The sequence below is a fragment of the Clostridium sp. AF20-7 genome, assembly GCF_003479275.1.
Taxonomy (GTDB): domain Bacteria; phylum Bacillota; class Clostridia; order Lachnospirales; family Lachnospiraceae; genus Otoolea; species Otoolea fessa.
The window spans coordinates 145283-170584 of record NZ_QUGF01000004.1; the positions used below are offsets into that span (position 1 = coordinate 145283).

The 25302-nt window shown below is 44.3% G+C and carries 23 protein-coding genes and 1 riboswitch; of the genes, 2 read left to right on the top strand and 21 right to left on the bottom strand.

The window, feature by feature from the left end; all coding sequences use genetic code 11:
• Positions 1-4 precede the first annotated feature (4 nt).
• The 11 genes from DWX68_RS05140 to DWX68_RS05190 all read right to left on the bottom strand — a co-directional run bounded on the left by DWX68_RS05140 (position 5) and on the right by DWX68_RS05190 (position 11062).
• Positions 5-283 (bottom strand): DUF4160 domain-containing protein, encoded by a 279-nt coding sequence (locus tag DWX68_RS05140; protein ID WP_107001610.1) that lies wholly within the window; start codon positions 281-283, stop codon positions 5-7.
• Positions 267-539 (bottom strand): hypothetical protein, encoded by a 273-nt coding sequence (locus tag DWX68_RS05145; protein ID WP_107001611.1) that lies wholly within the window; start codon positions 537-539, stop codon positions 267-269. The genes DWX68_RS05140 and DWX68_RS05145 overlap by 17 nt, the downstream gene beginning before the upstream one ends.
• A 52-nt stretch (positions 540-591) precedes the next feature.
• The gene (locus tag DWX68_RS05150) at positions 592-879 is read right to left on the bottom strand and encodes a hypothetical protein (RefSeq protein WP_227589388.1); all 288 of its coding nucleotides are present in this window, start codon (positions 877-879) and stop codon (positions 592-594) included.
• Between the two features lie 372 nt (positions 880-1251).
• Complete coding sequence (locus DWX68_RS05155; protein WP_107001612.1) at positions 1252-2244, bottom strand: beta-methylgalactoside transporter; 993 nt, start codon at positions 2242-2244, stop codon at positions 1252-1254.
• Positions 2245-2258: 14 nt separating this feature from the next.
• Positions 2259-3767 (bottom strand): sugar ABC transporter ATP-binding protein, encoded by a 1509-nt coding sequence (locus DWX68_RS05160; protein WP_107001613.1) that lies wholly within the window; start codon positions 3765-3767, stop codon positions 2259-2261.
• A 112-nt stretch (positions 3768-3879) separates the two neighbouring features.
• Positions 3880-4971, bottom strand: coding sequence for a substrate-binding domain-containing protein (locus DWX68_RS05165; RefSeq protein ID WP_181357250.1), 1092 nt, complete (start codon positions 4969-4971; stop codon positions 3880-3882).
• A gap of 247 nt (positions 4972-5218) precedes the next feature.
• The gene (locus DWX68_RS05170; protein WP_118628769.1) at positions 5219-6247 is read right to left on the bottom strand and encodes a galactose ABC transporter substrate-binding protein; all 1029 of its coding nucleotides are present in this window, start codon (positions 6245-6247) and stop codon (positions 5219-5221) included.
• Positions 6248-6271: 24 nt separating this feature from the next.
• Entirely contained in the window at positions 6272-7246 is a 975-nt protein-coding gene (locus DWX68_RS05175; protein WP_118628815.1) for a substrate-binding domain-containing protein, read from the bottom strand.
• A 31-nt stretch (positions 7247-7277) separates the two neighbouring features.
• Positions 7278-9077 (bottom strand): sensor histidine kinase, encoded by a 1800-nt coding sequence (locus tag DWX68_RS05180; RefSeq protein WP_117795062.1) that lies wholly within the window; start codon positions 9075-9077, stop codon positions 7278-7280.
• Complete coding sequence (locus DWX68_RS05185; RefSeq protein WP_118472438.1) at positions 9077-10705, bottom strand: response regulator; 1629 nt, start codon at positions 10703-10705, stop codon at positions 9077-9079. The genes DWX68_RS05180 and DWX68_RS05185 overlap by 1 nt, the downstream gene beginning before the upstream one ends.
• Before the next feature lie 174 nt (positions 10706-10879).
• On the bottom strand, positions 10880-11062 hold the full coding sequence (locus DWX68_RS05190) for a hypothetical protein (protein WP_107001618.1): 183 nt from the start codon (positions 11060-11062) through the stop codon (positions 10880-10882).
• A 185-nt stretch (positions 11063-11247) separates the two neighbouring features.
• Here DWX68_RS05190 and DWX68_RS14865 point away from each other — a divergent pair, with 185 nt between their 5' ends.
• Positions 11248-12048, top strand: a complete 801-nt coding sequence (locus DWX68_RS14865; RefSeq protein ID WP_243027557.1) for a hypothetical protein — start codon at positions 11248-11250, stop codon at positions 12046-12048.
• A 46-nt stretch (positions 12049-12094) separates the two neighbouring features.
• Positions 12095-12200: riboswitch (TPP riboswitch) on the top strand.
• A gap of 140 nt (positions 12201-12340) precedes the next feature.
• On the opposite strand, the gene DWX68_RS05200 is transcribed toward DWX68_RS14865, so the two are convergent.
• Both DWX68_RS05200 and DWX68_RS05205 read right to left on the bottom strand, forming a co-directional pair.
• Complete coding sequence (locus DWX68_RS05200; RefSeq protein ID WP_118628770.1) at positions 12341-13081, bottom strand: L,D-transpeptidase family protein; 741 nt, start codon at positions 13079-13081, stop codon at positions 12341-12343.
• A 77-nt stretch (positions 13082-13158) separates the two neighbouring features.
• Complete coding sequence (locus tag DWX68_RS05205; protein ID WP_243027559.1) at positions 13159-13872, bottom strand: DUF6198 family protein; 714 nt, start codon at positions 13870-13872, stop codon at positions 13159-13161.
• A gap of 310 nt (positions 13873-14182) precedes the next feature.
• Between DWX68_RS05205 and DWX68_RS05210 the strand changes: the two genes are divergently transcribed.
• Positions 14183-15523 carry an MATE family efflux transporter gene (locus tag DWX68_RS05210; RefSeq protein WP_118628771.1) on the top strand — a complete coding sequence of 447 codons (1341 nt, stop codon included), beginning with the start codon at positions 14183-14185 and terminating at the stop codon, positions 15521-15523.
• A gap of 360 nt (positions 15524-15883) precedes the next feature.
• Here DWX68_RS05210 and DWX68_RS05215 read toward each other — a convergent pair whose 3' ends face one another.
• The 8 genes from DWX68_RS05215 to DWX68_RS05255 form a co-directional block, all read right to left on the bottom strand.
• On the bottom strand, positions 15884-16780 hold the full coding sequence (locus DWX68_RS05215) for a transposase (protein WP_118472437.1): 897 nt from the start codon (positions 16778-16780) through the stop codon (positions 15884-15886).
• A gap of 493 nt (positions 16781-17273) precedes the next feature.
• The gene (locus tag DWX68_RS05225; protein WP_117795045.1) at positions 17274-18179 is read right to left on the bottom strand and encodes a transposase; all 906 of its coding nucleotides are present in this window, start codon (positions 18177-18179) and stop codon (positions 17274-17276) included.
• Between the two features lie 241 nt (positions 18180-18420).
• Positions 18421-19632 (bottom strand): hypothetical protein, encoded by a 1212-nt coding sequence (locus DWX68_RS05230; RefSeq protein ID WP_118467375.1) that lies wholly within the window; start codon positions 19630-19632, stop codon positions 18421-18423.
• Positions 19633-19669: 37 nt separating this feature from the next.
• Positions 19670-20596, bottom strand: a complete 927-nt coding sequence (locus DWX68_RS05235) for a sugar phosphate nucleotidyltransferase (RefSeq protein ID WP_347475161.1) — start codon at positions 20594-20596, stop codon at positions 19670-19672.
• 18 nt (positions 20597-20614) lie between these two features.
• Positions 20615-21382 carry an acyltransferase family protein gene (locus tag DWX68_RS05240; protein ID WP_182431299.1) on the bottom strand — a complete coding sequence of 256 codons (768 nt, stop codon included), beginning with the start codon at positions 21380-21382 and terminating at the stop codon, positions 20615-20617.
• Positions 21357-21659, bottom strand: coding sequence for a hypothetical protein (locus tag DWX68_RS05245; RefSeq protein WP_118472434.1), 303 nt, complete (start codon positions 21657-21659; stop codon positions 21357-21359). Before DWX68_RS05245 ends, DWX68_RS05240 begins: the two co-directional genes overlap by 26 nt.
• A gap of 112 nt (positions 21660-21771) precedes the next feature.
• Complete coding sequence (locus DWX68_RS05250; RefSeq protein ID WP_118467368.1) at positions 21772-22773, bottom strand: kinase; 1002 nt, start codon at positions 22771-22773, stop codon at positions 21772-21774.
• 47 nt (positions 22774-22820) lie between these two features.
• Positions 22821-25166, bottom strand: a complete 2346-nt coding sequence (locus DWX68_RS05255) for a glycosyltransferase (RefSeq protein ID WP_118472433.1) — start codon at positions 25164-25166, stop codon at positions 22821-22823.
• Positions 25167-25302: the final 136 nt, after the last annotated feature.

Here is a 25302-nt window from a genome sequence, read left to right on the forward strand (position 1 = left end):
AGTCTTAACAAAAGTACCGTATTTCTCCAAAATGAGAAAGCCATTTTTCTATAATTTCTTCACTGTTGGCCTCTATCACCCGAATCATACTGTTCAAAATTTGGGCTGATATTTTGGAAGAATTGTGGCTGAGCAATGCCTTGCCCGTACTGGTTATCCACACTTTTGTCGCATTTGAAGTTGCTCTTCCCTCTGCAATATGGACATGCACCGGTTCCAGCGGCTCATTTTCATTCGACCAAAAATATACAATATATGGTCCAATCCTAAAAATTTGCGGCACTCAGAATTCCTCCCTCTTGTGAAAACTCCATAATCAAGTGTGCATTTTCCCGAATCAGTTTCTTGAAATAACTCATTTCCATATCTGAATAACCATTTATATTCTCCCACTTGTAATCTGGCAAATAGCATATCGCATTGTGAAATCCATCTTTTTCATCGGGTGTTTCTATATAAACTTTAACCCTGCCATCTGCCCGCATTTCAGAATGGGTAATTTCCGTATCATCATTTAAGGTCATAAATGGGTACATCATCTTTCTTCCTCCTCTCATTTATCCTCAAAACAGTTTTAACCACGGCTGCTTTCTACTTATTCAGCATCCCCATCACCACAACCACCACAAACAGTACCACCATCACGCCGATAAAAATATCCATCGTCCGCACAGAGACATGCACATGGTCATAGATGCGCTCTTTGATGGTCTTTTCTTTCATGAGTTCCAGCTCCCGGCGGAGCTTTTCATTCTCCGCTTCCAGTTCCTCCAGAGTTTTATCTGCCGTCTCCTCTGCCGCTTCTTTCGCCGTCTCCAGTTTTTCGCTCACTGTTTCTTTTATCGTCTCATTCTTTTCCAGCATTTCGTTTTCGCTCATCCTTGTTCCTTTCAGAATATGGCTTGTTTTCTCTGCTGCTCACTCTGAAACAGCCTCTTCTCTTATTATATCCATAAAAATAAGTTCAGGCAATCCAAAAATATTTTTCCGTCACTGTCAAAGCAAGAGCTGGCACGCCATCTCATCCACCATCCCCTGCCGATTACAACTTTTCAGATTTATACAAGAAAAATCCTGCCCGGCAGTTTATATAATAGAAGATTCCAACGGATTATCCTATTATAAAAAACTCCCCCGCCATGCATCCATGGAGAGGGAGTTTCTGATTTCTTTTCGAACTTATATTTATGTACGGTTTCAGACGACTTTTCATATGGTACATACATTCTCGTCAGAACACAGTTAATCTTATTACTTCTTCGCAATATACTTACGGATATCCAGCGCAATCGCAACAACGATAACGATACCCTGTGCAATATACTGATAGTTCGGGTCGATGCCGAGGAACTGTAAGCAGGTCTTTAAGAACTCGAATACAAGTACACCGATGATAACACCGGAGATACGTCCGATACCACCATTTACAGATACACCACCGATGGTACAAGCTGCGATAGCCTCCAGCTCGTAACCGTTACCGGTATTTACACCGGCACCACCAGATTTAGCTCCCAGAAGGAAACCTGCGATAGCATACAGTGCAGTAGCTGTTACATAGATGATGATCTTGGTTTTCTTAACATTTACACCAGCAACCTCTGCTGCTGCCTCGTTGCCGCCGATTGCATACATATATTTACCATGGCGGGTGTAGTTAAATACGAACCACATGATCGCGCCGATGACAAATGCAATGATGAACAGGTACGGAATACCGAAGAAGTTACCATTTGCAATGATGGTATACTCCTGACGATAACCGCCTAACGGAACGGATTTTGTGTAAACCAGGTTGATACCGTATACGATCATCTGCATACCCAGGGTACCGATGAAAGCCGGTACATTCAGGTAAGCAACTACGATACCATTGATAAGACCAAATACACAGCAGATAGCGATACAGATAAGGAGAATCAGCCATACGTTCTGCTCGCCAAATCCTTTGGTAAGTTCAAAATGTCCGCTGTAATCACTCTTCTGGAGCAGAGTACCTGCCAGGCAGGCAGAAAGTCCAACCAGACGTCCTGCAGAAAGGTCGGTACCTTTCGTAATCAGACAGCCGGATACGCCGACTGCGATGATGAAACGGCATGCTACGTTGATGGAAATGTTGCTAAAGTTGCTACGGCTGAAGAAGTTCTGTTTTGTCACACCAACAAAGAGAACCATCAACAGGATCAGAATAACGATACCGTTATTGATCAATATATCTTTTACATTCAGTTGTTTCTTATCCATTCTCTCTTCCTCCTTTAGAACTTAGTCGCGTAGCTCATGATACGCTCCTGAGTTGCTTCCTCACCCTGTACCTCACCGGTAATGTGACCATTACACATGACAAGGATACGGTTCGACATACCAATCAGCTCCGGCATCTCAGATGAAATCATGATGATACCTTTGCCCTGCTTTGCCAGGTCAATCATGATCTGGTAGATCTCATACTTGGCACCAACGTCGATACCACGGGTCGGCTCATCCATGATGAGGATATCCGGGTTGTTGGCCAGCCAGCGGGAAATCAGAACCTTCTGCTGGTTACCGCCTGAAAGTGACTGAATCAGTGTCTTACTGCTCGGCGTCTTGATTGAAAGCTTTGCCACGTTATCCTTGACAAGCTGCTCAATCTTCTTCTTATTCAGTTTGATACCATAGTGTAAATACTGATCCAGGGAGGAAATTGATACATTATCTGCAATGGACAGACATCCCAGAATACCAGTTCCGCGTCGGTCCTCGGTAATCATACCGATACCGCCCCGGATTGCATCCTGCGGACGCTTAATGTTCATTTTCTTACCCTTAATATAAACTTCTCCGGATTTAATATGACGCATACCGAAGATACCTTCCATCAGTTCCGTTCTCTGAGCACCTACCAGGCCGCCGAATCCAAGAATCTCGCCTCTTCTAAGGGTGAAGGAGCAATCCTGGAAGGAACGATCATGGATACTGGAATATCCTCTGACATCCAGCAGTACCTCTCCAGCTTTTGTATCATTCTTCGGAGGATAGATATTGGTCAGCTCACGACCAACCATCTGTTTGACGATCTCATCATCCGAAATCTCGTCCATATGCCAGGAACCAACATAGGTGCCGTCTCGCATGATGGTAATATCATCACAAATCTCACGAATCTCCGCCATCTTATGGGAAATATAGATGAGGGATACGCCTCGTGATTTCAGGTCACGGACAATGCGGAAAAGCGCCTCTACCTCATTATCCGTCAAGGAGGAAGTCGGCTCGTCCAGAATTACAACTCTGGCATTTAAGGATACAGCCTTGGCAATCTCGACAGACTGCATCTGGGCGATGGACATGGTTCCCAGTTTTGCCTTCGGGTTATACGGCATCTTAACATCATCCAGCCATTTTGCTGTCTCTTCAAACATCTTTTTATGGTCGATGACCTGAATCGGACCAAATTTCTTGGTTGGATAACGACCGGTGTACATATTCTCTGCTACCGTTCTCTCAGGTATCGGCTGCAGCTCCTGATGTACCATGGCCAGTCCTCTGTGAAGGGCTTCATCCGGATTATGGATCTCCACTTTTTCTCCATCCAGATATACCTCACCTTCATCCATATGATAAATACCAAAGAGACATTTCATCAAGGTGGATTTACCAGCGCCGTTTTCTCCCATCAGTGCATGGACGGTGCCGGGACGTACTTTGAGGTTTATCTTGTCCAGAGCTTTTACGCCAGGGAAGCTTTTCGATACCCCGCGCATCTCCAATCTGTACTCTGCCATCCCATTCTCTCCTTTCATAAAATCGGGTGTGCCATCTGCACACCCGACACTTTATTCACTCCCCTGCAGGGGAGTGATATGTTCATAACCGTCCTTCTCTGAACAGCTACAATTATTTAATCATTTCCAGAATATCGCCAGCGTTCTCAGTTGTAACCTTTACATAGTCTACCATGTATACGTTGTCAACATCTTTGCCGTTTACGAAATCAAGAGCTTTGTCAGCTGCTGTATGAGCCTGTCCGAAGTAATCGTTGAATACGGTACCGGTCATCTTGTCGTTCATAACGTTCTCAACAACCTCAACCAGAGCATCAACACCTACCAGGTAGATATCTTTGTTTACAGTTCTTCCAGCTGCCTCGATAGCCTGCAGAGCACCAAGAGCCATAGCATCGTTGTTGCAGAATACAACATCGATCTTGTCGCCGTACTGGGACAGAGCGTTAGCAGTGATCTCCTGACCCTTTGTCTGATCCCAATCACCACGCTGCTTGGTCAGCTCTTCAACCTCTACGCCAGCTGCCTTTAAAGCCTCAACGGATTTCTCAGTTCTGTACTGAGCATCTACGTTCTCCGGATCACCCTGAACCATGATGTAACGAACAACGCCGTCGCCGTCTGCATCACCCTTGTTCTCAAGCTCAGCGATCTCTTCACCCTGATATGTACCGGACTGTCTAGCATCAGCACCTACATAAGTAGCTTTGATGCCGTCGTCAACCCAAGCCTGCTCTCTCTCAGCATCCGGCTCACGGTTGATGTAAACAACCGGGATACCTGCTTCGTTGCAGATGTTGGTTACATCCGGCTCAGAAGAAGCCTGAACCAGGTTGATGATCATAACATCAAATCCCTGAGTAACGAAGTTACGGATCTGGTTCATCTGCTCGGACTGGTCATTCTTACCATCCATGATGGAGATGTTCTCTGCCTTTAAGCCAAGCTCATCTACTAAATATTTCTGAAGTTCGTTTCTATACAGTGTCATGAAGTTATCAGCGAACTGGTAAATAGAAATACCAACTTTAACTTCTGCCGGATCTTTTCCTTCGATTGCTTCTTTAACAGTCTCTGCTGCGTCAGCTGCTGCTGTTGTCTCTTCTGCCGCTGCAGTTGTCTCTGCCGGTTTGCTGGAGCAAGCAGTTACGGAAAATGCCATTGCAGTTGCCAAACCAAGTGCTGCTACTTTTTTCAGTTTCATAATGTTTGTCCTCCCTTAAACTTGCGTATCCGTTTGCGCTGTCCGGATCCACCGAACAGTTAAATTTTCCGCATACACACATTATACAGTTTCGCCGATTCGTCATTTTTTCTTATCGACACCTTTATTATACGGATCGTTTGTACACTTTTCCATATAATTTTCTTGGTTCTTATATAAAATTTTTTTAGATCCTTTGTGATTTTATTCACATATTCTTGTTTTTCCGGTGTGAAACTGTGGGATTTTATGGTAAATCAGCAACAGTCAACGCTTTCTGACTGCATTGATAATAGGTTCCTTCCTCTAATTCGACCTTTTCCTGTACATTTTGACCAAGTGCCTCAGCGGCAGCTATCTCAAAAATCACTTCTGCATACTCGTCGCTGTCACACTGGACTGTTCCATACAGTTTTCCGCTCTTAAGCCCCTCGATTCCCTGCGGGGTTCCGTCGATGCCGACCACCTTGACGCCCCTTGTGTCACCGGCGCGTTCAAGCGCCTCGGCAGCTCCAAGCGCCATCTCATCGTTGTTGCCGATCACCACCTCGATCGCATCCCCGAACTGGCGGATCCACTGTTCCATCAGCGCCGCCGCCTGGCTCCGATCCCAGTTTGCCGAACCACCGGTCAGTTTTTCCAGCGGAATATCTCCGTCGCGCATCGTCTGCACCGACCACTCTGTCCGGATCAGCGAATCCTGATGGCTGCGCTCGCCCTCCAACATCACATATCCCACGGTTCCATCCCCATTTAAATCAAGACTGCCCGGATTTTCCTGATACGCATCCACCAGAAGCTCTCCCTGCAGAACCGCCGATTCCCGCGCGTCCTCCCCTACATAATAGAGGTGCTCCCACCGTTTCATGTCCTCCTCGACCGGTTCGCGGTTGAAAAATACGACCGGCGTCCCGGCATCCATCGCCTTGTTGATGACATACGATGCTGCTGAGCGATCCACCATATTGACGCAGATCGCATCGTATTCCAGGGAAAGGAAACGATCTACCTGGCTGTTCTGCGTATTTTGGTTTCCCTTCGGATCCATGATTTCCAGATTGACCTTAATGCCCGTCTGCTGCTCATATTCCTTCGCCTTTTCCTCCAGGCTGGAACGGATATTGTTGATAAAGGCATCCTCGCCCCGGTACAGCGTTACACCGATACGGATGCTCTTTTTTTCTGCCGGTTTTGCCGCGCTGCATCCATTTAAAAGAAGTGTGCCCACTGCCAGAAGTGCCAGCGCCATCTGAATGCTTTTTTCGTTTTTTTTCATCTTTCTATACTCCCTCCCGGATTTTTAATCAATCGGGTACAGCATCTTCTCATATTTCTTCGAGCGCAGCTCATCCTTCTCTATATAGTAGGATTCCAATGAAAGCTGGCTTCTCTCCTGCTCTTTTTCAATCGCCTGCACTGCTTTTTTGACCGCAAAATAGCCCGCGTCAAACTGGTTTGTCACCACCAGCCCCCGGATTGTCCCCTTGTCAAGCTGATCCAGCAGGGACGGCATCATCCCGACGCCGTACAGCCCGGAAATGTATTTTCCGTACACGCTGCTTCCGCCGACAATCTCCGCCGCCTCCGCTGTGCTGGCGAAATCCAGTGCCGCCACCACCGCCGTGCCGCTGCCCGGATAAACTGTTTTTTCAATGACGGAACGGTAAGTATCATCGGTGCCGCGCGGCACAATGGTATAGGAAAAGCCCTGTTTTTCCAGTACCTCCGTCAGCCCCTGCTTCATCTCCCCCGCCTTGCCGATATATGGGTTATCTGCAAAGATCCAGACAGGAAGATCGGGGCTCTGTTCCGCTGCAATCGCCTCGCCAAGCTTTCTCCCGGCTGCCGTCCAGTCCATATGAACCGCCCCCTTGACCTCCTCATCTGGTGATAATTCGCCCAGCAGGATAATCGGCGTTCCATATGTATTTTCTTCCAGATATTGGCGGCATTCCAGCTCATCAACCGGCTCCAGTATCACTGCCCCGGCACCATCTGCCGCTTCCCGGCGCACCAGCTCCATCTGCTGTGCCAGATTATCCTTTTCATACAGGGTAATAAAGCTGACATCTACATTATACTCAACCGCCGCCTGATCCACGCCCTTGCGGAAGTTGACGTAATCATCATCCGAAGTATCGCTGATAATCAGGGACACCGGGTAGACCTCCACCTCTTTTTCCTTGATGATCCAATCCGTGGAGGAAAGGAGATACAGCAAAATAAGTCCCATACACAGGATTCCCCAGAGCACCAGCTCCTTTTTTTTTCTCACTCCATATCGCATTGATCTGTCGCCCCCACTTTTACACTTTCTTCTCTTCCAGCACTTTCTCGTAAGGCACTGCCGGAAGATGAATCTTCACCGCGGTTCCCTCATCCGGCTCCGACTCGATCGAAAGACCATATTCCGCGCCGAAATACAGCTTGATCCGCTCGTTGACATTGCGTACCCCGATGCCGGATCCGCGCTTGGATGCCACGTGCGCCGTATCGGTAAAGAGGCTCTCGACCTGTTCCTCCGTCATGCCAAGCCCATTGTCCCGCACCTCCAGATACAGCTCTTTTTCCTCCTGCCAGGCGCGCACGAAGATCTCGCCGTCGCCGTCCATATATTCCATGCCATGGTAGATCGCATTCTCCACCAGCGGCTGCAGCATCAGTTTTAAACTTGCAAGTTCCAAAACCTCATCATCTGACTTGATCGTATAGGTAAACTTATTTTTAAACCGCATCTGTTGGATCATCAGGTAATTCCGGACGTGTTCCAGCTCATCCTTCACAGTAATTAAGCTCTTGCCGCGGCTTAAACTGATACGGAAGAACCGCGCCAGCGCCGTCACCACCTTGACCGCCTCCGTTTTCTGCTCATTTTCAATCATCCAGACAATGATATCGAGCGTATTATAGAGGAAATGCGGATTGATCTGCGACTGCAGCGTATCAAACTCCTGCTTGCGTTTCGCCTCATGCTCACGCACAATATCCTGCATCAGGAGGCGGATCTGACCCGCCATATCACTGATCGATTTTCCCAGATGGCGGATCTCATACGAACCGCCGATGTACACCGGTGCGCTTAAATTGCCCGCCTCCAGGACGCCGACCGATTTTTCCAGCTCGCGGATCGGATTCGTGATCCTCGATGAAATATAAGAGTTAATCAGAGCCAGAATGCACAAAATGAGGGCAATGACAAATACGATAAAAAGCCGGGTTTTGATCGTGTTGAGCGACACGGCATTTTCCGGCGTCACCCCGACCACCTTCCAGCCTGTGTAGCCGATCGTCTTGACCGTCGCCATCCGCTTTTTTCCGGCAAATATCTCCTCATGATTTCCGTCCGAATAGCCGGCTGCCTGTCCATTGTTCTCCTGCACCCAGCCGGAATCCAGAAGCTGCATCTGCGGGTGGTAAAGAATCTCGCCATTTCCGCTGATCATATAGAAATAACCGCCGCGCCCCGTCGTGATGCCGCCAAAGAGCTGTTCCAGGCTCGAATAGCGAATATCGACCAGAAGGACGCCCTGCGAGGTCGAGGTTCCGTGTGTCAGTTCGACCGCCCGCGATAGCGAAATGACCCATCGGTATTGATTTTCCGCATTGTCAAACACATACTGTACGTGCGGCAGGGAAAAATGCTGGTTTTCCGTCCGGTTTAAGGCGCTCCGGAACCATTCTTCCTGCGTCACATCCACCTCATTTTTCAGACGCACCGCCGGGACTGCCTCCAGAAGCGCCCCATCCTCCGAAAACAGGGCAATATTCTCCACATTATCCTTATTATTATCGTAGAGAAGCGTAAATTCACTTCCAAGCGACTGGCTCGACAGATCGGCATTCTTGATCGTGCCATAATAAAGCGAGTCGGACAGCTTCATGATCGTGCGGAGGTACGACTCCACAGAGCGCCCCACCTGCGCGATCAGGTTCTGGCTCTCCTCCTGTACTACTTCCGTGACCTGCCGTGACATTCTCTGGTACAGCGACAGGGAGATCAGCACGCTCGCCGCCAGCGCCGTGATCGTAAAATAGATAAAGATCATAGACCGGATGCTGGCGTCGTCAAAAAGCTTTTTCTTCCAGATCGTCCTTTTTTTACCCATTATGCCTCCCCGCTCCGGTGTGCCGTGCGGTACCGCGTCGGGGAAACACCGAATTTTTTCTTAAATACGTAACTGAAATAGTTCTGCTCCGGGTAGCCGACCTTTTCCGCGATGATATACGTCTTGTCGTCAGTTGCCATCAGAAGCTCGACCGCGCGCCCCAGCCGGACATCGGTCAGATAGGCGATGTACGCCTGTCCCGTCTCCTTCTTAAACATCGTTGAAAAATACGCCGGGCTCATATGCAGATGGCGGCAGATCTTCTCCACCGACAGCTCCGGATCTTGAAAATTGTCCTGAATGTACTGCTTCGCCTCGCGGATCACGTTTTTTGTCGTATTGCTCCGCTCTTCTTCCATTCCGGCATTCATCTTGAGCGCCACCTCGGTCAGGTACGGGCGGACATTCTCCATCTTCTGGACGCGCCCCAGAATCTCGAAATAATCATTTTCCACGCCAAACATCTCGCTGATCCGCAGATCATACTGCTGGGAGAGCTGTGTCAGCACATTGATGATCGCAAGCACATACGCCTGATACTGGCGGTAATGCACCCGCGCATCCTCCATCCGGCTCACAATCCCGTCTATCACGGAACGGATCTTTTCCTTCGGTCCAAACTTGACTGCCGCTATAAGCTCCGACTCCATCCGGCTGTCGAACCGGAGTTTTTCATGCCCGGACGGCTCCATATCGCCGATGCAGATCACACCGCCGGAACCTGTGATCGCACGGTAACCGAGTGCATTGAGTGCCGTGTGGCACGGGCGGCTTAAATCCGTCAGCGAACTGCAGCTCTCACCCACGCCGATCGTAACCGATACCTCCAGAATTTTCTTCGTCTCCTTGCAGATATCGCCCAGCAGGGCAATCAGTCCGGTCTGCGTATTGTCTTTGTCGATCGCCACCAGAAGGATCGTCTCAAAGGAAGAGTGGAACACAATAAAACGGTACTGCCCTTCCAGTTTTTCCTCAATCAGATTGCGGACGGAAATCGGAATCAGCTCCCGCTGCTGATGCAGCGAAACTGCCTTGTCCACCTTCTCATCCGGTTCCAGATGGATCGCCGCAATCACCCATTTGACCGCACCCGCAACGTCGATCGCATATTCGTTCAGTTTTTCCTCAATCTGCGCTTCCTCCATGCCGCCGTGAATCAGGTCATTCAAAAAATGTTCCCGGATCGCCGGAAGACTCTTGATATAACTTTCCCGAAGCAGGGTAACATTCCGCTTCTGCTCGATCTCCTCATCGAGATTTTTCTTGATTTTCTTTAAAATCGCCGTCAGCTCTTCGACATTGACCGGCTTTAAAATATATTCGATCACATTGAGCTTGATCGCCTTTTTGGCGTACTCAAATTCATCAAAACCAGAAAAAATCACGATCTTGATGGACGGATATCTCTGCCGTATATTCTCCGCCATCTCCAGCCCGTCCATATATGGCATCCGGATGTCTGTCAGCACAACATCCGGCTCATTCTGCTCGATCTTTTCCAGCGCTTCCTTCCCGTTCTCCGCATCCCCGATCACCTCGAATCCGGCATCCTGCCAGTCGATTTTGCGTATGATGCTTGTCCGTACTTCCTCCTCGTCATCTACCAGCATGATTTTATATGGGTTCATATGGATTCGTCCTTTCAGTTCCTGATGCAATGTTGTTGTGAGCCAGTTTGTCTTAGGACTCTGGAGCTCTGCTACGGTATCCCCATTCCAGCTTTCCCTGACACCTCATGAGGAAGTGGCTGGGCAGGCTGGAATGAGGGGAATTTCTTTCTTTACATTATACCACATCTTTCTTTATTTGTGAGTTTGTGATTTTTCACTGGCAGGTTCCAATTTCTGTAAAGGCGTGCTTCGTCCCCGGGTGCGGGAACCCGGTTCCACACAGCGTCTGCATCCAGTCCGCCGTCCGCGGCAGGCGAGACAGTCTTCATCTATTTCATAAACGGCATTTCCATCAATGATCAGCCGGGTGTTCATAGCTCTGAATCCTTTTCTTTCTTATTTTTTATAATATACTATATGTGGTTTTTCCTGTCCCGGAGCTTTTTTTCTTTAAACATTCCCGTTCTTTTTCGATTCCAAAAGTGCCTACCCGTGAACCAAAACGTCTTTTTTTCCTCTCATCTGCATATATTGAGACAAAGATTTGGGAGGTTTTTTTCGTGAACCAAGATGTTTCTCTCAAAATGACCGAGTTAGACCGCTTGACCTCACTCCCACATATGCAGCTTGTCAAGGCGGCGCTTCCCTATATTCACATCCCGGAACAGCGTTTTTTCTCCCTGTTTGTGAAATTCCGCGAACTAGAAAAGACGATGCAGCTATTTGCTGATCCGGCCGACGGTGAGATCGGAATCTGCTCGGTGGGCGAACGCGACAAGGATTCGCCGGTTGATATGCTGAAAGCGATCAAGCCGTATGGCACAGAGGAAGAGCAAAGTTCGATCGATCTGGTCTTAAATTTTATCGAAGGTTCCCGCCTCTATGAATCCTACTGGCAAAATATGCCGCAGACAGCATCCTTTCCGACTTCGCAAGATATCCAGAATGATTCACCCAATTCTGATGCAGTTCCGGCATCTGTCCTTTACCCGCAAGCCGAATATTCCCGCAGACAGAAAAAACCCACAGACCGTGCATCTGGCACATCCACTTCAAACAGACAGGAGGCACACACTATGGAATTTCAAAACTGGAAACAGGATCCGAGACTCCGCTCCATGGATCCAGACAAAATAAAACAGATGGAACAGTTAGCCGATCAGGCAAGAAACACGCCGCAAGACAAGCTTCTGCCGCTTCTCATGAGTCTCCGGGGCAGCAACGGTTCCCCGCAATTCTCAACCTCAGAAATGGACACTCTTTTTTCGATCCTGACAGACCAAATGCCCCCAGCGCAGAAACGGCAGGCGGAAATGCTGCGGATGCTGAGCCGGCAGATGGGCGGGGCAAATAAATCATAAAACCAGAGTTGCCATTGCTATTTTTTTCCAAATCATGCTACAATTCATTTCGATAATGGGGAGCTTGTGATGCAGGCTGAGAGGGAACCAAAAGTTCCGACCCAAAACCTGATTTGGATAATGCCAACGTAGGGACAAATATTTTGAGACACCTGAGCGCCGGATATTGTCCGGCGTTTTTGGGTTTCATTAGGAAATTATGTCCTATGAAACAAAAAAACTCATCTGGGGGTTCCTATCTGCTTCCAGATAAAAATCCCCAAATGAGATCTGACTCTCACAGCCTATCTAATTAGTAATTTGCTAAATCGCTCTCATCCTGCACCACCACAATCTTCGTCCCGGTATCCACCTGGCACACAACCTGTTTCATATCTTCCTCCGGAATACTGATGCATCCGGAAGTTCCCGTATTATTCCAGCTCTTCGGGCAATGCAGAAAGATCGCCGATCCCTTTCCCGGTGTACACTCCGGATTATAATCCAGTACCAGGCCATAATTATACTGCGGCGCCTGCGCCATCAGATCCTCCGCCGAATTCCAGTCCTTCTGTACCTGCTTCGTATTTGCCAGCTTGTTATAATACTGGCTGTTTCCGTCATCCACATAATAATCGCCGTCCACGATCTGGTGATACGGCAGAATCGTTCCCGGATTTGCCTTCAGGCCAAATGCCATCGTAAAGCGGTACACACCCGCCGGCGTCTTCTTATCGCCCTCCTGCTTCTGCATCGTGATACCGTTCATGCCGCTGACCGCTTCTTTCGACATCACCTGCACCAGTTTTCCATCTGTATCGCGTTTATACCAGTCCAGACGGCTCTTTGCCGGATCCTGGCGGTTGCCAATCACCACTATCAGCTGCGTTGCATCCTTCGATGCCTCCAGTGTATTTACATCCCCGTTGTAGCGTGCCGTAAGCGCCGGTCCTGTCGCTTTCTCCGCCGCCATCGCAGCCGCCGGAGCTGCCGCACTCATCAACATGCCTGCTGCCAATACTACCATTGCTTTCCGCTTCATTCTCAATTTCATCTTATTTATCTCCTATTATTTTATGTATCTGAATTTTACTCCAAAATCGGCTGCTTTTATCTTTTCCACACACTCTGTCAGTTCCTGCCACTTTCCAGTCCAGCCGCCTGCAGCATCGCCTTTCCAAAAATATGATGAAACAGCGCAATCACGCGCCCCACCAGCACGACAGCACAGACCGTTCCAATGCCGATTCCCACCGGTTTTCCCGCAAACAAAAGCCCCATGAGCAGTGACAAAACGATACAGGTTGCATCCACACAGTTCTTCATCAGACCCGTGCCGATTCCAAAGGTGTCTGCAAGCACCTGCACCAGACCATCGCCCGGATTTGGCACCAGCCGCATTGACAGGGACATCGCCGCGCCGATGCCTGTAAAAATCAGGGCAAGCATCAGCACTCCCAGGCGTCCTAAAAGTCCAGACGCCTCCGATCCGCATTCTTCTAACGACGGTATGCACACTGAAAACACATTCAGAAATCTTGTAAATACAATACTCAATGGAAACTGCAGCGCATCTTTCATAAGCAGGCTGCGTCCGGCTTTTCCTTTCTCCCGCAGATGAATCGCCGCCTGAATCAAGACAAAGATACCATACAGGACAAAGGTCATATCACCAAAATTCCGGTTCCAGATCACGGATGCCGCATACGAAAGTGAAATAATCGGCGACACTCCGAGTCCAGCTTTCGTATTGAGCGTAAGCCCCATCGCCAGAATCAGAAGCCCCATCAGATAAAAGCCCCACCGTGCTGCCCCGCTTCCCGTCGTTTTCTCCGTCATTTCCATGTTGTGATTCAAGATTTCCTCATCCCTTTTTCTTAATATTCGTTAAATCGTAACTGTTCAGTCCCCTCACAGTCACGCGCAAAAATCCATTAAAAATTGCCTATGGCAATGGGATTTTTGCCTGCTGGCCCATGTTTTCGTACGGTCAGCGCAGTAAATGCGCAGACCTGCTGAACAGTTACATTAAATCTATTCTATTATAGATCCTTCTCTTTCCACTTGACAAGCGCTTTCCGTTCTCTTTACTTTTTCCATCCTCTATGCTACACTAAACTCATGATTTTAGCTGTATCAAAGGAGTTTTATACATATGAAAAAAGATATGACCGAAGGGCGGGAATGGTCCTCCATCCTGCTCTTTTCCCTGCCTATCATGGGGGCAAACCTGCTGCAGGTTTTGTACAACCTCGCTGACAGCGTGATCGTCGGAAACCTCATCAGCGCAACCGCCCTTGGAGCCGTCGGACTAACCAGCTCCATGATCTGGCTTCTGACCGCCATCTGCACCTCCATCGGTGCCGGTGTCAACATCGCAGTCGCCCAGTATTTCGGTGCCAAAAAAGAGACAGACATACAGGAATCCATCTCCGTCTCCTATCTGATTGCCGTGGTCGTAAGTATATTTTTAACCGCCGCCTGCTTTCTGGCAGCCCGTCCAGTTATTTTCGGCTTTTTGCAGGCACCGGAAGAAATGCGTTTCGACAGTATGGCATACTTTCTGATCTACAGCGGTGGAATTATTTTCCAGCTGCTCTACAATGTCACCTATGGCATCCTGCGGGCACACGGTGATTCGCGCGGCGCACTCATTTTCCTGATGATCTCCGCCGCCCTGAACATTGTGCTGGACTGTGTGTTTATCTCCATCTTTCATATGGGCGTCTCTGGCGCGGCTGCCGCGACCGTGATCGCACAGGCTGGTTCTGCCATCGCCAGTTTCCTGTACCTGCGGCATATTTTCCCGGACTTGCTGCCAAAACGGCGTTATCTCTACGCCTGGAAAGGACAGGGGGCGCTGCTGATGCGCCTGAGTATTCCGATCATGCTGCAGACGGGCGTCAATTCGATTGGTTTCCTCATCCTGCAGCGTCTCATCAACTCCTTCGGCTCTCCCAGCATCGAGGGCTACGCTGCCATGCTGAAGGTCGAACAACTCGCACACATTCCGTCCCAGAGCTTTAACGTCGCCATCTCCAGCTTCGCCGGACAGAATATCGGCGCCGAAAAGCTGGACCGTGCCCGCCGCGGTTACCGCACGACCATCCTGATGGGTGTCCTGATCAGTATCTCCATCAGTATCGTGGTTCTGCTTTTTGACCGGCCGCTTCTCCAGATCTTCAACATCACCGGAGAGTCCCTGCGGCGCGCAAAGGAACATCTCGACATCCTGATGTTCTTCATCTGGACCAGCACGATCACCAACATCACCTGCGGTTTCCTGCAGGGAGCCGGCGATGTCAAGATCCCGGCAGCTTCCGGTTTCATCAACCTGGGCATCCGCCTCACGCTCTCCTTTCTTCTGGCGCTCACCCCGGTTGGCTTCCGCTGCTACTATGTGAGCATGCCGCCCGCATGGCTGATCGCCTGCTTCGTAGTTGTGATGCGCTACCGGAGTGGAAAATGGAGGGAGTTTCGGATTGTAAAAGAGTAAAGAAAAGGGATGGAAGAATTCACTTTGGAGGGTGATTTCTTCCATCCTTATTTCGTTTAGAGCTCTTTTTCGCGTTTTACCCTCTCCTAAAATTTTAGCACACTACTATCTATAAAACACAAACTCCATTTTTACCATGCACATTCCACTCCACGCGCACACCGCTGCTGCCAGTGCCCGGTATGTAAACACGATATGGATATAAGAATATTGGATCTTCATTCTGGTAATCTGGTCGGTAGGCTGCAGCAACGCAGTTCAGGGCACTGACATCTTCTTTTTGATAACAGGCATTTCCAATCATAAGCGCATCCGTCCAGTTATCCAGCGGATCCGCATATGTATAACCAACCGCCGCACCTATTCCTTAAACTTTTCCAAAATATGCCTAACTTCATCCACATCTATCTTCATCTGTTCTGCAATCTGGTTTTCTGTATATTTATCTCGATATAATCTATAAATTTCAAACACCCGTTCTTCACCCTGTTTCTGCCCTTCCTTCAATCCATCCTTCTTACCTTCCGCATACTCTGCCTTCCGAATCAATTCCTTTTCCCGTTTCTCATCATATTCGAAAATACACACCTCTATCGCCTCCGTTCGATTCTTTCTCAGGAAATCAGCCCGTATATTTTCCTCAATACATTCCGTCACAGCCTGCTCTGCTGCCCGGTTTATGTTCTTATACTCTGCTGCATATTTACGAATCTTGTCAACCAAAAGCATATACTCTTTCAACAGGCAGCAAGTTTCCAGAATCCTCTGTTTTTTATCCAGATTAATATTCAATACCTTCACTATCAATTCCAGCTCCGGTTCATCCGCCTTCTGGCAGAATGAATGTGACAGTTTCAGAACACTTTCCGCTTCCCGCTCCTCTTCTCCATTGTAAAATACAACAAAGTGTGGGGTCGGCAATTCTACCAGCGTTGACGCATACAGCGTTTGATTCCGAATGAGCATCTGGTATTCTTTCGTCACATAAATCAGAAAACGCAGCGGCATATTCGGATTCCAGGTTGACTGATGTTCATACAAATTCAACTGCATATCCAGCAAAAATGCCTGGTCATTTTTCATATTCATATAAACTGCATTTTCCAGCGTCACGATCTCCAACTCTTTTGCATCCGTATAATGTGAATGATTTACCGCATTATACAGACTCAACAGGTTCTCCCTTGTACTGAAAATCATCCGAAACAACGTATCCTTGTGATCCCGCCTTACTTTTACAGAATTCATATTTCTCATTCATTCTCCCTTCTGGCAGGAGAATTTCCACTTTTCTTTTAACCCTTTGAAAATCTCCTGCTCTTCAATTGTTGTTGACTTGGATAAGCATAAGATTTCTCAGATTAAAATTAGAATATTAGATACCGCTTAAATTGCTGATAAAGAAAAATATATGCTTGATAAGATAAATGTAGCATATCCGCATATAGGATGCAAGAAGAATTTATTTCTTTTACATTCTTATTTTATGCCCCAGTTACTGTTCACGCATGCGTGCCCAGTAACGGAATTTGCTGTGGCTTCGCATTCAAATACGGCAAATTCCTGCTGCCACCACGTTTTCTTACGGCACTTTCTGTTCCAAAAGTGCCTACCCGTGAACAGTAACTGCCCCAGAACATTCCCAAATACCGTTTCCGCATTTCCATATCCAACGGTGCATCTGTCATAACTTTCGTATTCAAATAAGGAGTGCCCTCCCTCCGAAAGACACTCCCGTCTAAGCTAAAAATCATTTAAATCGTTCCAAAATTTTCCGTACTTCTTCTACATTCATCCCCAGCTTCTCTTTAATCTGGTTTTCCGTGTAGTTCGCGCGAAATAATTGGTAAATATTAAATATCCGTTCGGCTTCTTCTTTCTTTCCAGCTTCCCGTCCAATCCTTTCTCCCTCTTTCATACCTTCCGCATACTCCGCCTTCCGGATCAGCTCCTTCTCCCGCTTATCATCATATTCAAAAATACACATTTCAATCGCCTCCGCCCGATTCTTTCTTAAAAAATCAGCCAGTATATTTTCCTCGATACACTCCGTCACTGCCTGTTCGACTGCCTGATTAATATCTTTATACTCATCCGTATATCTACGAATCTTATTCACCAGAAGCATATATTCTTTCAAAAGCTGGCACGCCTCCAACACTTCCTGTTTCTTATCAAGGTTAATATTCAACACCCTTACCATCAATTCCAGCTCTGGTTTATCCGTCTTCTGCTGAAACGAATGCGACAGCCTCAGAATCGTCTCCGCCTCCTGCTCCGTCTCCCCATTATAAAACACAACAAAATGCGGTGTCGGCACCTTTACCAGCGCCGATGCATAAAGCGTCTGATTCCGCACCAGCATCTGGTACTCCTTTGCCACATACATCAAAAAGCGCAGCGGCATATTCGGATTCCAGGTGGACTGATGTTCATAAAGGTTCAGCTGCATATCAAGCAGAAACGCCTGATCATTCTTCATGTTCATATAAACCGCATTTTTCAGCGTCACAATCTCAAGCTCCGATGCATCTGTGTAATGCGAATGATTCACCGCATTATAAAGACTCAGCAGATTCTCCCTCGTGCTGAAAATCATCCGAAACAGCGTATCCTTGTGATTCCGCTTCACTTTTACAGAATTCCTACTTCTCATTCATTCTCCCTTCTGGCAGGAGAATTTCCACTTTTCTTTTAACCCTTTGAAAATCTCCTGCTCTTCAATTGTTGTTGACTTGGATAAGCATAAGATTTTCTTAGATTATTTTTAGAATATAGATAAATATATGAAATGTGGTAAAGAAAAATATATGCTTGTTATGTTAAATGTAGCATATCCTTACAGGAGATGCAAGCAGAATAACATCCTTTTTTAACAAACTTTTGATGTTTCAAATTCATGTCCTTCTTCCCTTCTTCCCAGACATCCCCGCCATCACAATAACAAACCAGAAAAACGGCTGCCTGCAGTTCATCAGCGTAAAACTCTCTGCCAGAAGTGCCAGCACCGCCGCCCTCTGCGCTTTCTCACACCGAATCACATTTTTCACAATCCAATACACCAGAAATGTGGTAGGAATCAGTCCATACGAAAACCAGACATCAAAAAAGCTGGAATGAATCTCATTAACATGAAAAACATCAAACACGCCCGGACTCAGAAGCTTCTCAAATCCATCATACGGAATAAAACGTTCAAAAAAACCCTCTCCCGCTCCATAAAACAAATACTGAGGCGTCAATACCAGCCGCTCCGCACTTCTGTCATACAGCAGATCATAGAGATTTCCATTTGCCAGCTTCCATATTTTCTGCTGGATTCTGGAAAGAAGCGTATAATCCGTCTGCGAAACATCAAAATTTGCCCCTGGCCAGATCCGATAGACGCCCAGCGCCAGCATCACTACAACAGCTGCCCCGCCGAACCACCAGAGTTTTTTATACTTTGAGTGCGTGCATCTTTCCCAGAAAAACTGCCATGCCAGTATTACAAAAAAGGCAAGCAGTCCCACAAACATACCGGTTGATTTTGCTTTTCCAATCAGAAGAACTCCCCAAAAAAACATTCCCCAGCACGCAATCCGTGTCTTGACTGTATACTCTGCCTTCCGCCGGTATTCCATAAAAAGCACCAGAATCATCGTAAAGATGAAAAAAGCAAACTGGTTCGGATCATTAAACGTTCCCATAAACCGAGAACCGCCCCAGCTCTCATGAAAATAGCGTCCTCGTCCGGAAATCAAAACAATTGTCTGAAACACCAGATTGATCCGACATATCCAGCAAAGTCCCCGCATAAACGAATCCGAATAAAGTGTCCGGAACGCCCAGATCAGGAATGCAGAATAAATCCAATAAAGCGTATGTAACGGAAAACTTCCTTTTCCTGTCCGAACAAAATAAATGCCATTAATGACAGCTGCAAATATCAGGAAGACCACCCAGGGAAAATCTTCCTGATACCAGATTTTCTTACCACTTCTCCACGCCATGATAAGCGCCAGGGCACCGGACAAGGCGAAAAACAGATCCGCGATGCCGATGCTGCCGCTGGGGAGAAGGTAGAATTGTTTGGTGAGGACGGCTGTGTAAAATAAAACTTCAACCATCCTGTTTCTCTCTAATTTCATTTGTTCTTACTTTATCCTAATCCCACAAATTTTCCGGATATAATCCACTCTCTATCATCTGTCGGAATCCCTCCTGCGCCGGTTCTATATCTTCTTTATAAGTAATTCCAATCCATCTGTCCGGCGTATTCAAAACTTTTACGGAAGCTAACTTCTTTTCAAGCAATTCCGCCACAATATTTGGGAGAAGATACTCCTTCTTCTCCGGATTTTCCCCTAATGCATCAAGGAATCTGGCAAATCCTTCATCTATGTACCGCAAAAAATCCGGATATCCGGCCCACATATTCATGGATACCATCGTATCCGGTGTGATCCATTTGCTTACCTTCGCATTATCACACTGGATTTTTCCATCTACACACTGAATTCCCGTCGTTTCAACGACCTCTTTCAAGAATCCCGCCTCATCTGCCACGCAGACACCTCTGGTAACCGCTCCGTTTTCACTCAGCGTATTCTTTAAAGAAAAGCCTGCCATTGCCAGATTTATCTTATCCGCATCTGTATTTCCAGAAAGCAGGAACTCATGAAGCTTCGAAAAAGCTTCTTTCCCATAATAATCATCTGCATTGATGATCACAAATGGTTCTTTCACAACATCTTTACAAGCCAGAATTGCCTGCCCGGTTCCCCATGGTTTTACTCGTCCTTCTGGAACATGATAGCCTTCAGGCAAGTCTTCTAACTCTTGATAGACATATTCCACAGGCATAACCTTAGATAAGCGATTTCCAATCACTTCTTTAAATTCTTTCTCAATGGCTTTCCGAATTACAAATACAACTTTTGTAAAACCAGCTTCCTTCGCATCGTAAATCGAAAAATCCATAATAATCTCTCCATTCGGAGCCATCTTAGCCAGCTGCTTGATACCGGTTCCAAAACGGGAACCTATACCGGCAGCCATGATGATGAGGGTTGTGTTCATGTTTTCCTCCATAACTATAAAGATGCAAATTTACAGAGTTGTTTCTTTCTGAACTATTCTCTTCTGTTCTCCCCATTTTTTACAGACTAACAGCATCAATTCTGAAATCATTACCGACCAAACGATTGACATTCCTAATTTTAACCAATATCCATTTAAAGGAAATAATCTTTGAATCCAATCTTGAATAGGATAATGGATGCAATAAATTGGAAGTGCCAATTCACCCAAATGAATGCATATCGAATAAATATGCTTATTTTTTATATAATTTTCATCATTCATTAATGTAAAAAACATCACTATAATTAAATAGGCAATTATCTCCGCTGAAATATCAATTCCACCATTTCTAAAAAAAACAGTAATAAAAATAAAGCCTATAAATCCAATCACACTCGCTATACGAAATAACATTTTAGGGAAATCATCTTTTTCTTTATAATATCTTGTCATATAAAACAATGCGCTTCCAACAGTCAATCCAGCGATTCCTCTAAAGCACTGAAATATTCCGCCTTCCCAAATTGCAATTTTTTTCATATAATCCATGCACAATGAATATAACATAATAGGAATAAACCAGCATAAAAAATACTTATAAATTTTTTCATTTTTGACCATTAAAATTATAATCAACGGCAAAAACAAAATCAAATGCGTAATATACCACAAAGGTGGATCATAGGTATAAGAAGAATTTGCTATATCACTTCCTTTTAACAATAATAAATTATATATTAATGAAAAGGAAGCTACGCCTCTGTCATTTTCAGAGCATTTTGTAATAACATTCAAAAAGCTGAACAGCACCCCCCCCTACTGCATAAGGATACAATTTTTTTATTTTACTTTTTACATAAAAAAACATTTCATCGTACTCAACTTTATGTTTTTCCATTTTTTTGACAAAATGACTCGTTGTATAATATCCCGTTAATATAAAATAGAACTCTACAAATGCCCATCCTCCCAAAAAAATCGTACGATCCATCAATGTATATGAATGATGACATAATATTATAATTGCGCCAACAAACCTACACAATTCAATATATTCACACTTATTTTTCATTCATTCTCCTATACGTTTTACTTTTGCACACACAAAGCATGTACACAATTCTGTCTATAAATAAAATATTAAAACTTTTTCTTCATACTTTTTATTAATAGCTTTCACTATTTTATCTTGTCTCTGTGTATTCTTCTGGTGTATAATGAATAATTTTTGTACCACCCTCTTCAAACTTGAATGGGACATGTACCAAATCTTTCATTGCTTCTTTCACTCTACTTTGTCGTTCTTCCGGAACATAAAAAACAAGAAATCCGCCTCCTCCAGCACCTAAAAGTTTCCCTCCAAAAGCACCTTCTTTTATTCCAAGTTCATATAATCGATCAATAGAAGAAGTAGATATCTTCGAGCCCGTTTGCTTTTTTAACTTCCATGTAGTATCTAACAATTTTCCAAAATCATCAATATTTCTATTTTTATTTACCAATACCTGTTCCGCTTCATCTACCAAATCATACATTTCTGAAAGATATTCTGATTTACTTTTTGCAGCCACATTATTAACTGCTTGTATTTCAGAAGAAAATCGCGTGAAACCAGTAAAAAATAACAACAAATTATTTTCTAATTGTTTCTTCCTTTCCGGTGAAATCACAATTGGCCTTACATCATATTCATTTCCAGAAAAATCGATCCGATTCAAACCTCCAAATGACGCAGCTATTTGATCTTGCCATCCGCCTGCCTCTTTACAAAGTTCTCGCTCCAAATAAATAGCTTCATCTGCTAATTTCTTTTTATCCGCATATTTACCCTTTAATGCATAAAAAGCATTTAACATTCCCACCGCAAAAGAACTGCTTGTTCCAAGTCCCGATCTAGCTGGCAAATCTGCCTCATATACTAAACGTATCTCATGCATATTAAGCATATTCATTGCATTTCGAATTGCCGGATGCTTTATCTCATTATTTTCATTTACATATTCCATTTTCGAATACGTCAAATGTGTTTTATATTCAAAGAAACGCGGTAAATGACGGACATTTACATAACAATATTTATCAAACGTCGTAGATAAAACTGCCCCTCTATTTTCATAAAAATGTTCTGGGATATCTGTTCCACCGCCAAAAAAAGACATCCGAAATGGTGTTTTTGTAATTATCATATAATTTTCTCCTATATAAATTCAAACTTCATATTTTATGAAGACAATTAGCTTTTTAGAATATCATCCATTAGTTTATCCAATGGATATCTTTCAATAAATAAATTGTATTGATGAATACTCTCTTTTCTAATATCATCAATAGTCTTTTTCCGAACATCATCTTCATAATTTGTAAGTTCCATAAGATATTTAGCACACTCTTTTTCACTTTCTAATTGATGATATTTTTCTTTTAATCCAAGTCCAGTTGCTGCAATTTTTGTACAAATAATAGCCACTCCATATGACATTGCTTCTAATGTCTTACACTTCAATCCAGAATAAAAAGTATCAGGATTGATGTATATATCATATGAGGAATAGAACTTTTTCAAGTCATCAATATATCCTAAAATTCTTATATTATCTGGAACCTTTAATGATGAAAGCATATTACAAACCCCACCCGCAATATTTAATTGTATTTTTTTGTTATTTGCAAGATCCGATATTAATTTCTTAATAGCAAAATAATTAGGCGGATTTGAAGAAGCCAAATATCCTACTTTTATTAAATCTTCTTCATATTTATTATCATTCCTTTTTTCATCAATATAATGGCATGCAGGAACGAATGGATATGTAATTACCTTCGTTTGATAATTTGTTATTTTTCTAAAAAACGTTGCATCGTCTTCCTGTGATGCCAAAACAATATCTGCCCGTTTAAGTGCACGTGCTTCTTCTCTTTCCGTATTTACCCCAAACCAAAAACTCCACTCTGGAAAACCCGCTTTTTTTAATGATTCATTATGTTTTGTAAATTTGTCATGTGTATATAATACTTTCTTTGCATTTGGCAAAACCTCAAATGCTTTTGAATAAAATAAATAATTTGCCATGCAAAGATCGTAATGATAATGTTCATTCATTCGGACTATCGATTGTAAAAATTCATCATCAACCCAATCATCTATATAATCCCCATCCGCACAATTAGGTGAAACATTAGTATGCGAAAAATATGGATTTGATGCATGTTGATAAAAAACTCTATCCCAAACTTTTCTATTTATATTATCAGGTCTAAACTCATTATAATACAAAAACAAATGCATTTGATATTTTCTCTTTTTTAACATTTCGGCAATATTTTCAATGTTATGAATTGCTGCATTTTCAGAATACCATGGCACAATTACAAGTGCTTTTTTCCCTTCTCCCACAGGTTCTAATTCAAATATTCCTGTATCAAAATCCATGCAATATAATCGATTTGAATTACCATCTATTTGAACTTCTCCCTCATGTAATTTATTCCATATAAAAGGTCTATGCATGAATTGATTAAATTTTGTCCATATAAAATCACCCATTCTTGTATGATACATGACCCTTAGAATATTTTTCGTTAAATCATGTTTTCTACGACCATCTTCATTTACAACTATCCCTGTTTCAAATTGTTTTAAAAATGGATATACAGTTTTATAGTAATAATCTCGCATTTCCCATCTTTGGAATCGTGCATTATCTAATCCAACTCCAGCTTCTTTTCCCTCTTTATAAAATTCTTTTGCCTTCTCTAAAAATTTTTTTTGCGTTTTATCATCCAAACGATTATAATGGAACAAAAAATCAAAATACCCATGCAAATAAAAAGCATTTTTAAAAATCTCAAATTTTTTATGCTCCATCAGCCATTTTTTTATCTGTGCATAATTCTTAAATTCTGCATCCCAGTTCTTCGATGATTTACTTGAAGAATTTGTTGTCATAACTCGATAGTCATATACCGCATCAGGTATACACACAACTGTTTTGGTGGATGAATATATCATAAATTTAAAAATTCCATCTTGATACGCTGCTCCAGCCGATTCAATCATTCTAATTTGATTATTCTCTAAAAAATCTCTGCGATAAAGTGCCGCCCATATAGATGATTCCATTAACATCAAATCGTTAGAATAACATGGCTCTACTATCACCTCAGGCTCATAAAAAGGAAATGGGGGTTTTACTTCACAACTTCCACCATCTTGATATAGTTTTTTAAACCCCGCCTTAACAACATTGGCCTGATGTTTTTCAGCTGCTTTGTATAAAACTTCCAACATATTGGGCTCAATAAAATCGTCTGTTTCAACAATTGCAACATATTTTCCTGAAGCCTTATCAAATCCACTATTAACAGCTTTTCCGTAACCTCCATTTTTCTGATGAATAGGTTTTACACGATGATCTTTTTCAGCATAATAATCCATTATTTCTCCGCACTTATCAGGCGAACCATCATCAACTGGAATAATTTCGATATCTTTTAGCGTTTGATTTAATACACTCTCAATGCATTGTTGAAAATATTCTTCGACTTTATAAGTCGGCATTATTACTGATATTAAAGCCATTTTTTCTCCTTTATAACTTACCTCATTATCAAAATCTTTGCACTTTCATATAAAGCACTGATCACATCAGCACAATATCATTTATTTATCACATTACCTATTTCATCTTCCGTAATCCAATCGCTCACAACTCCAT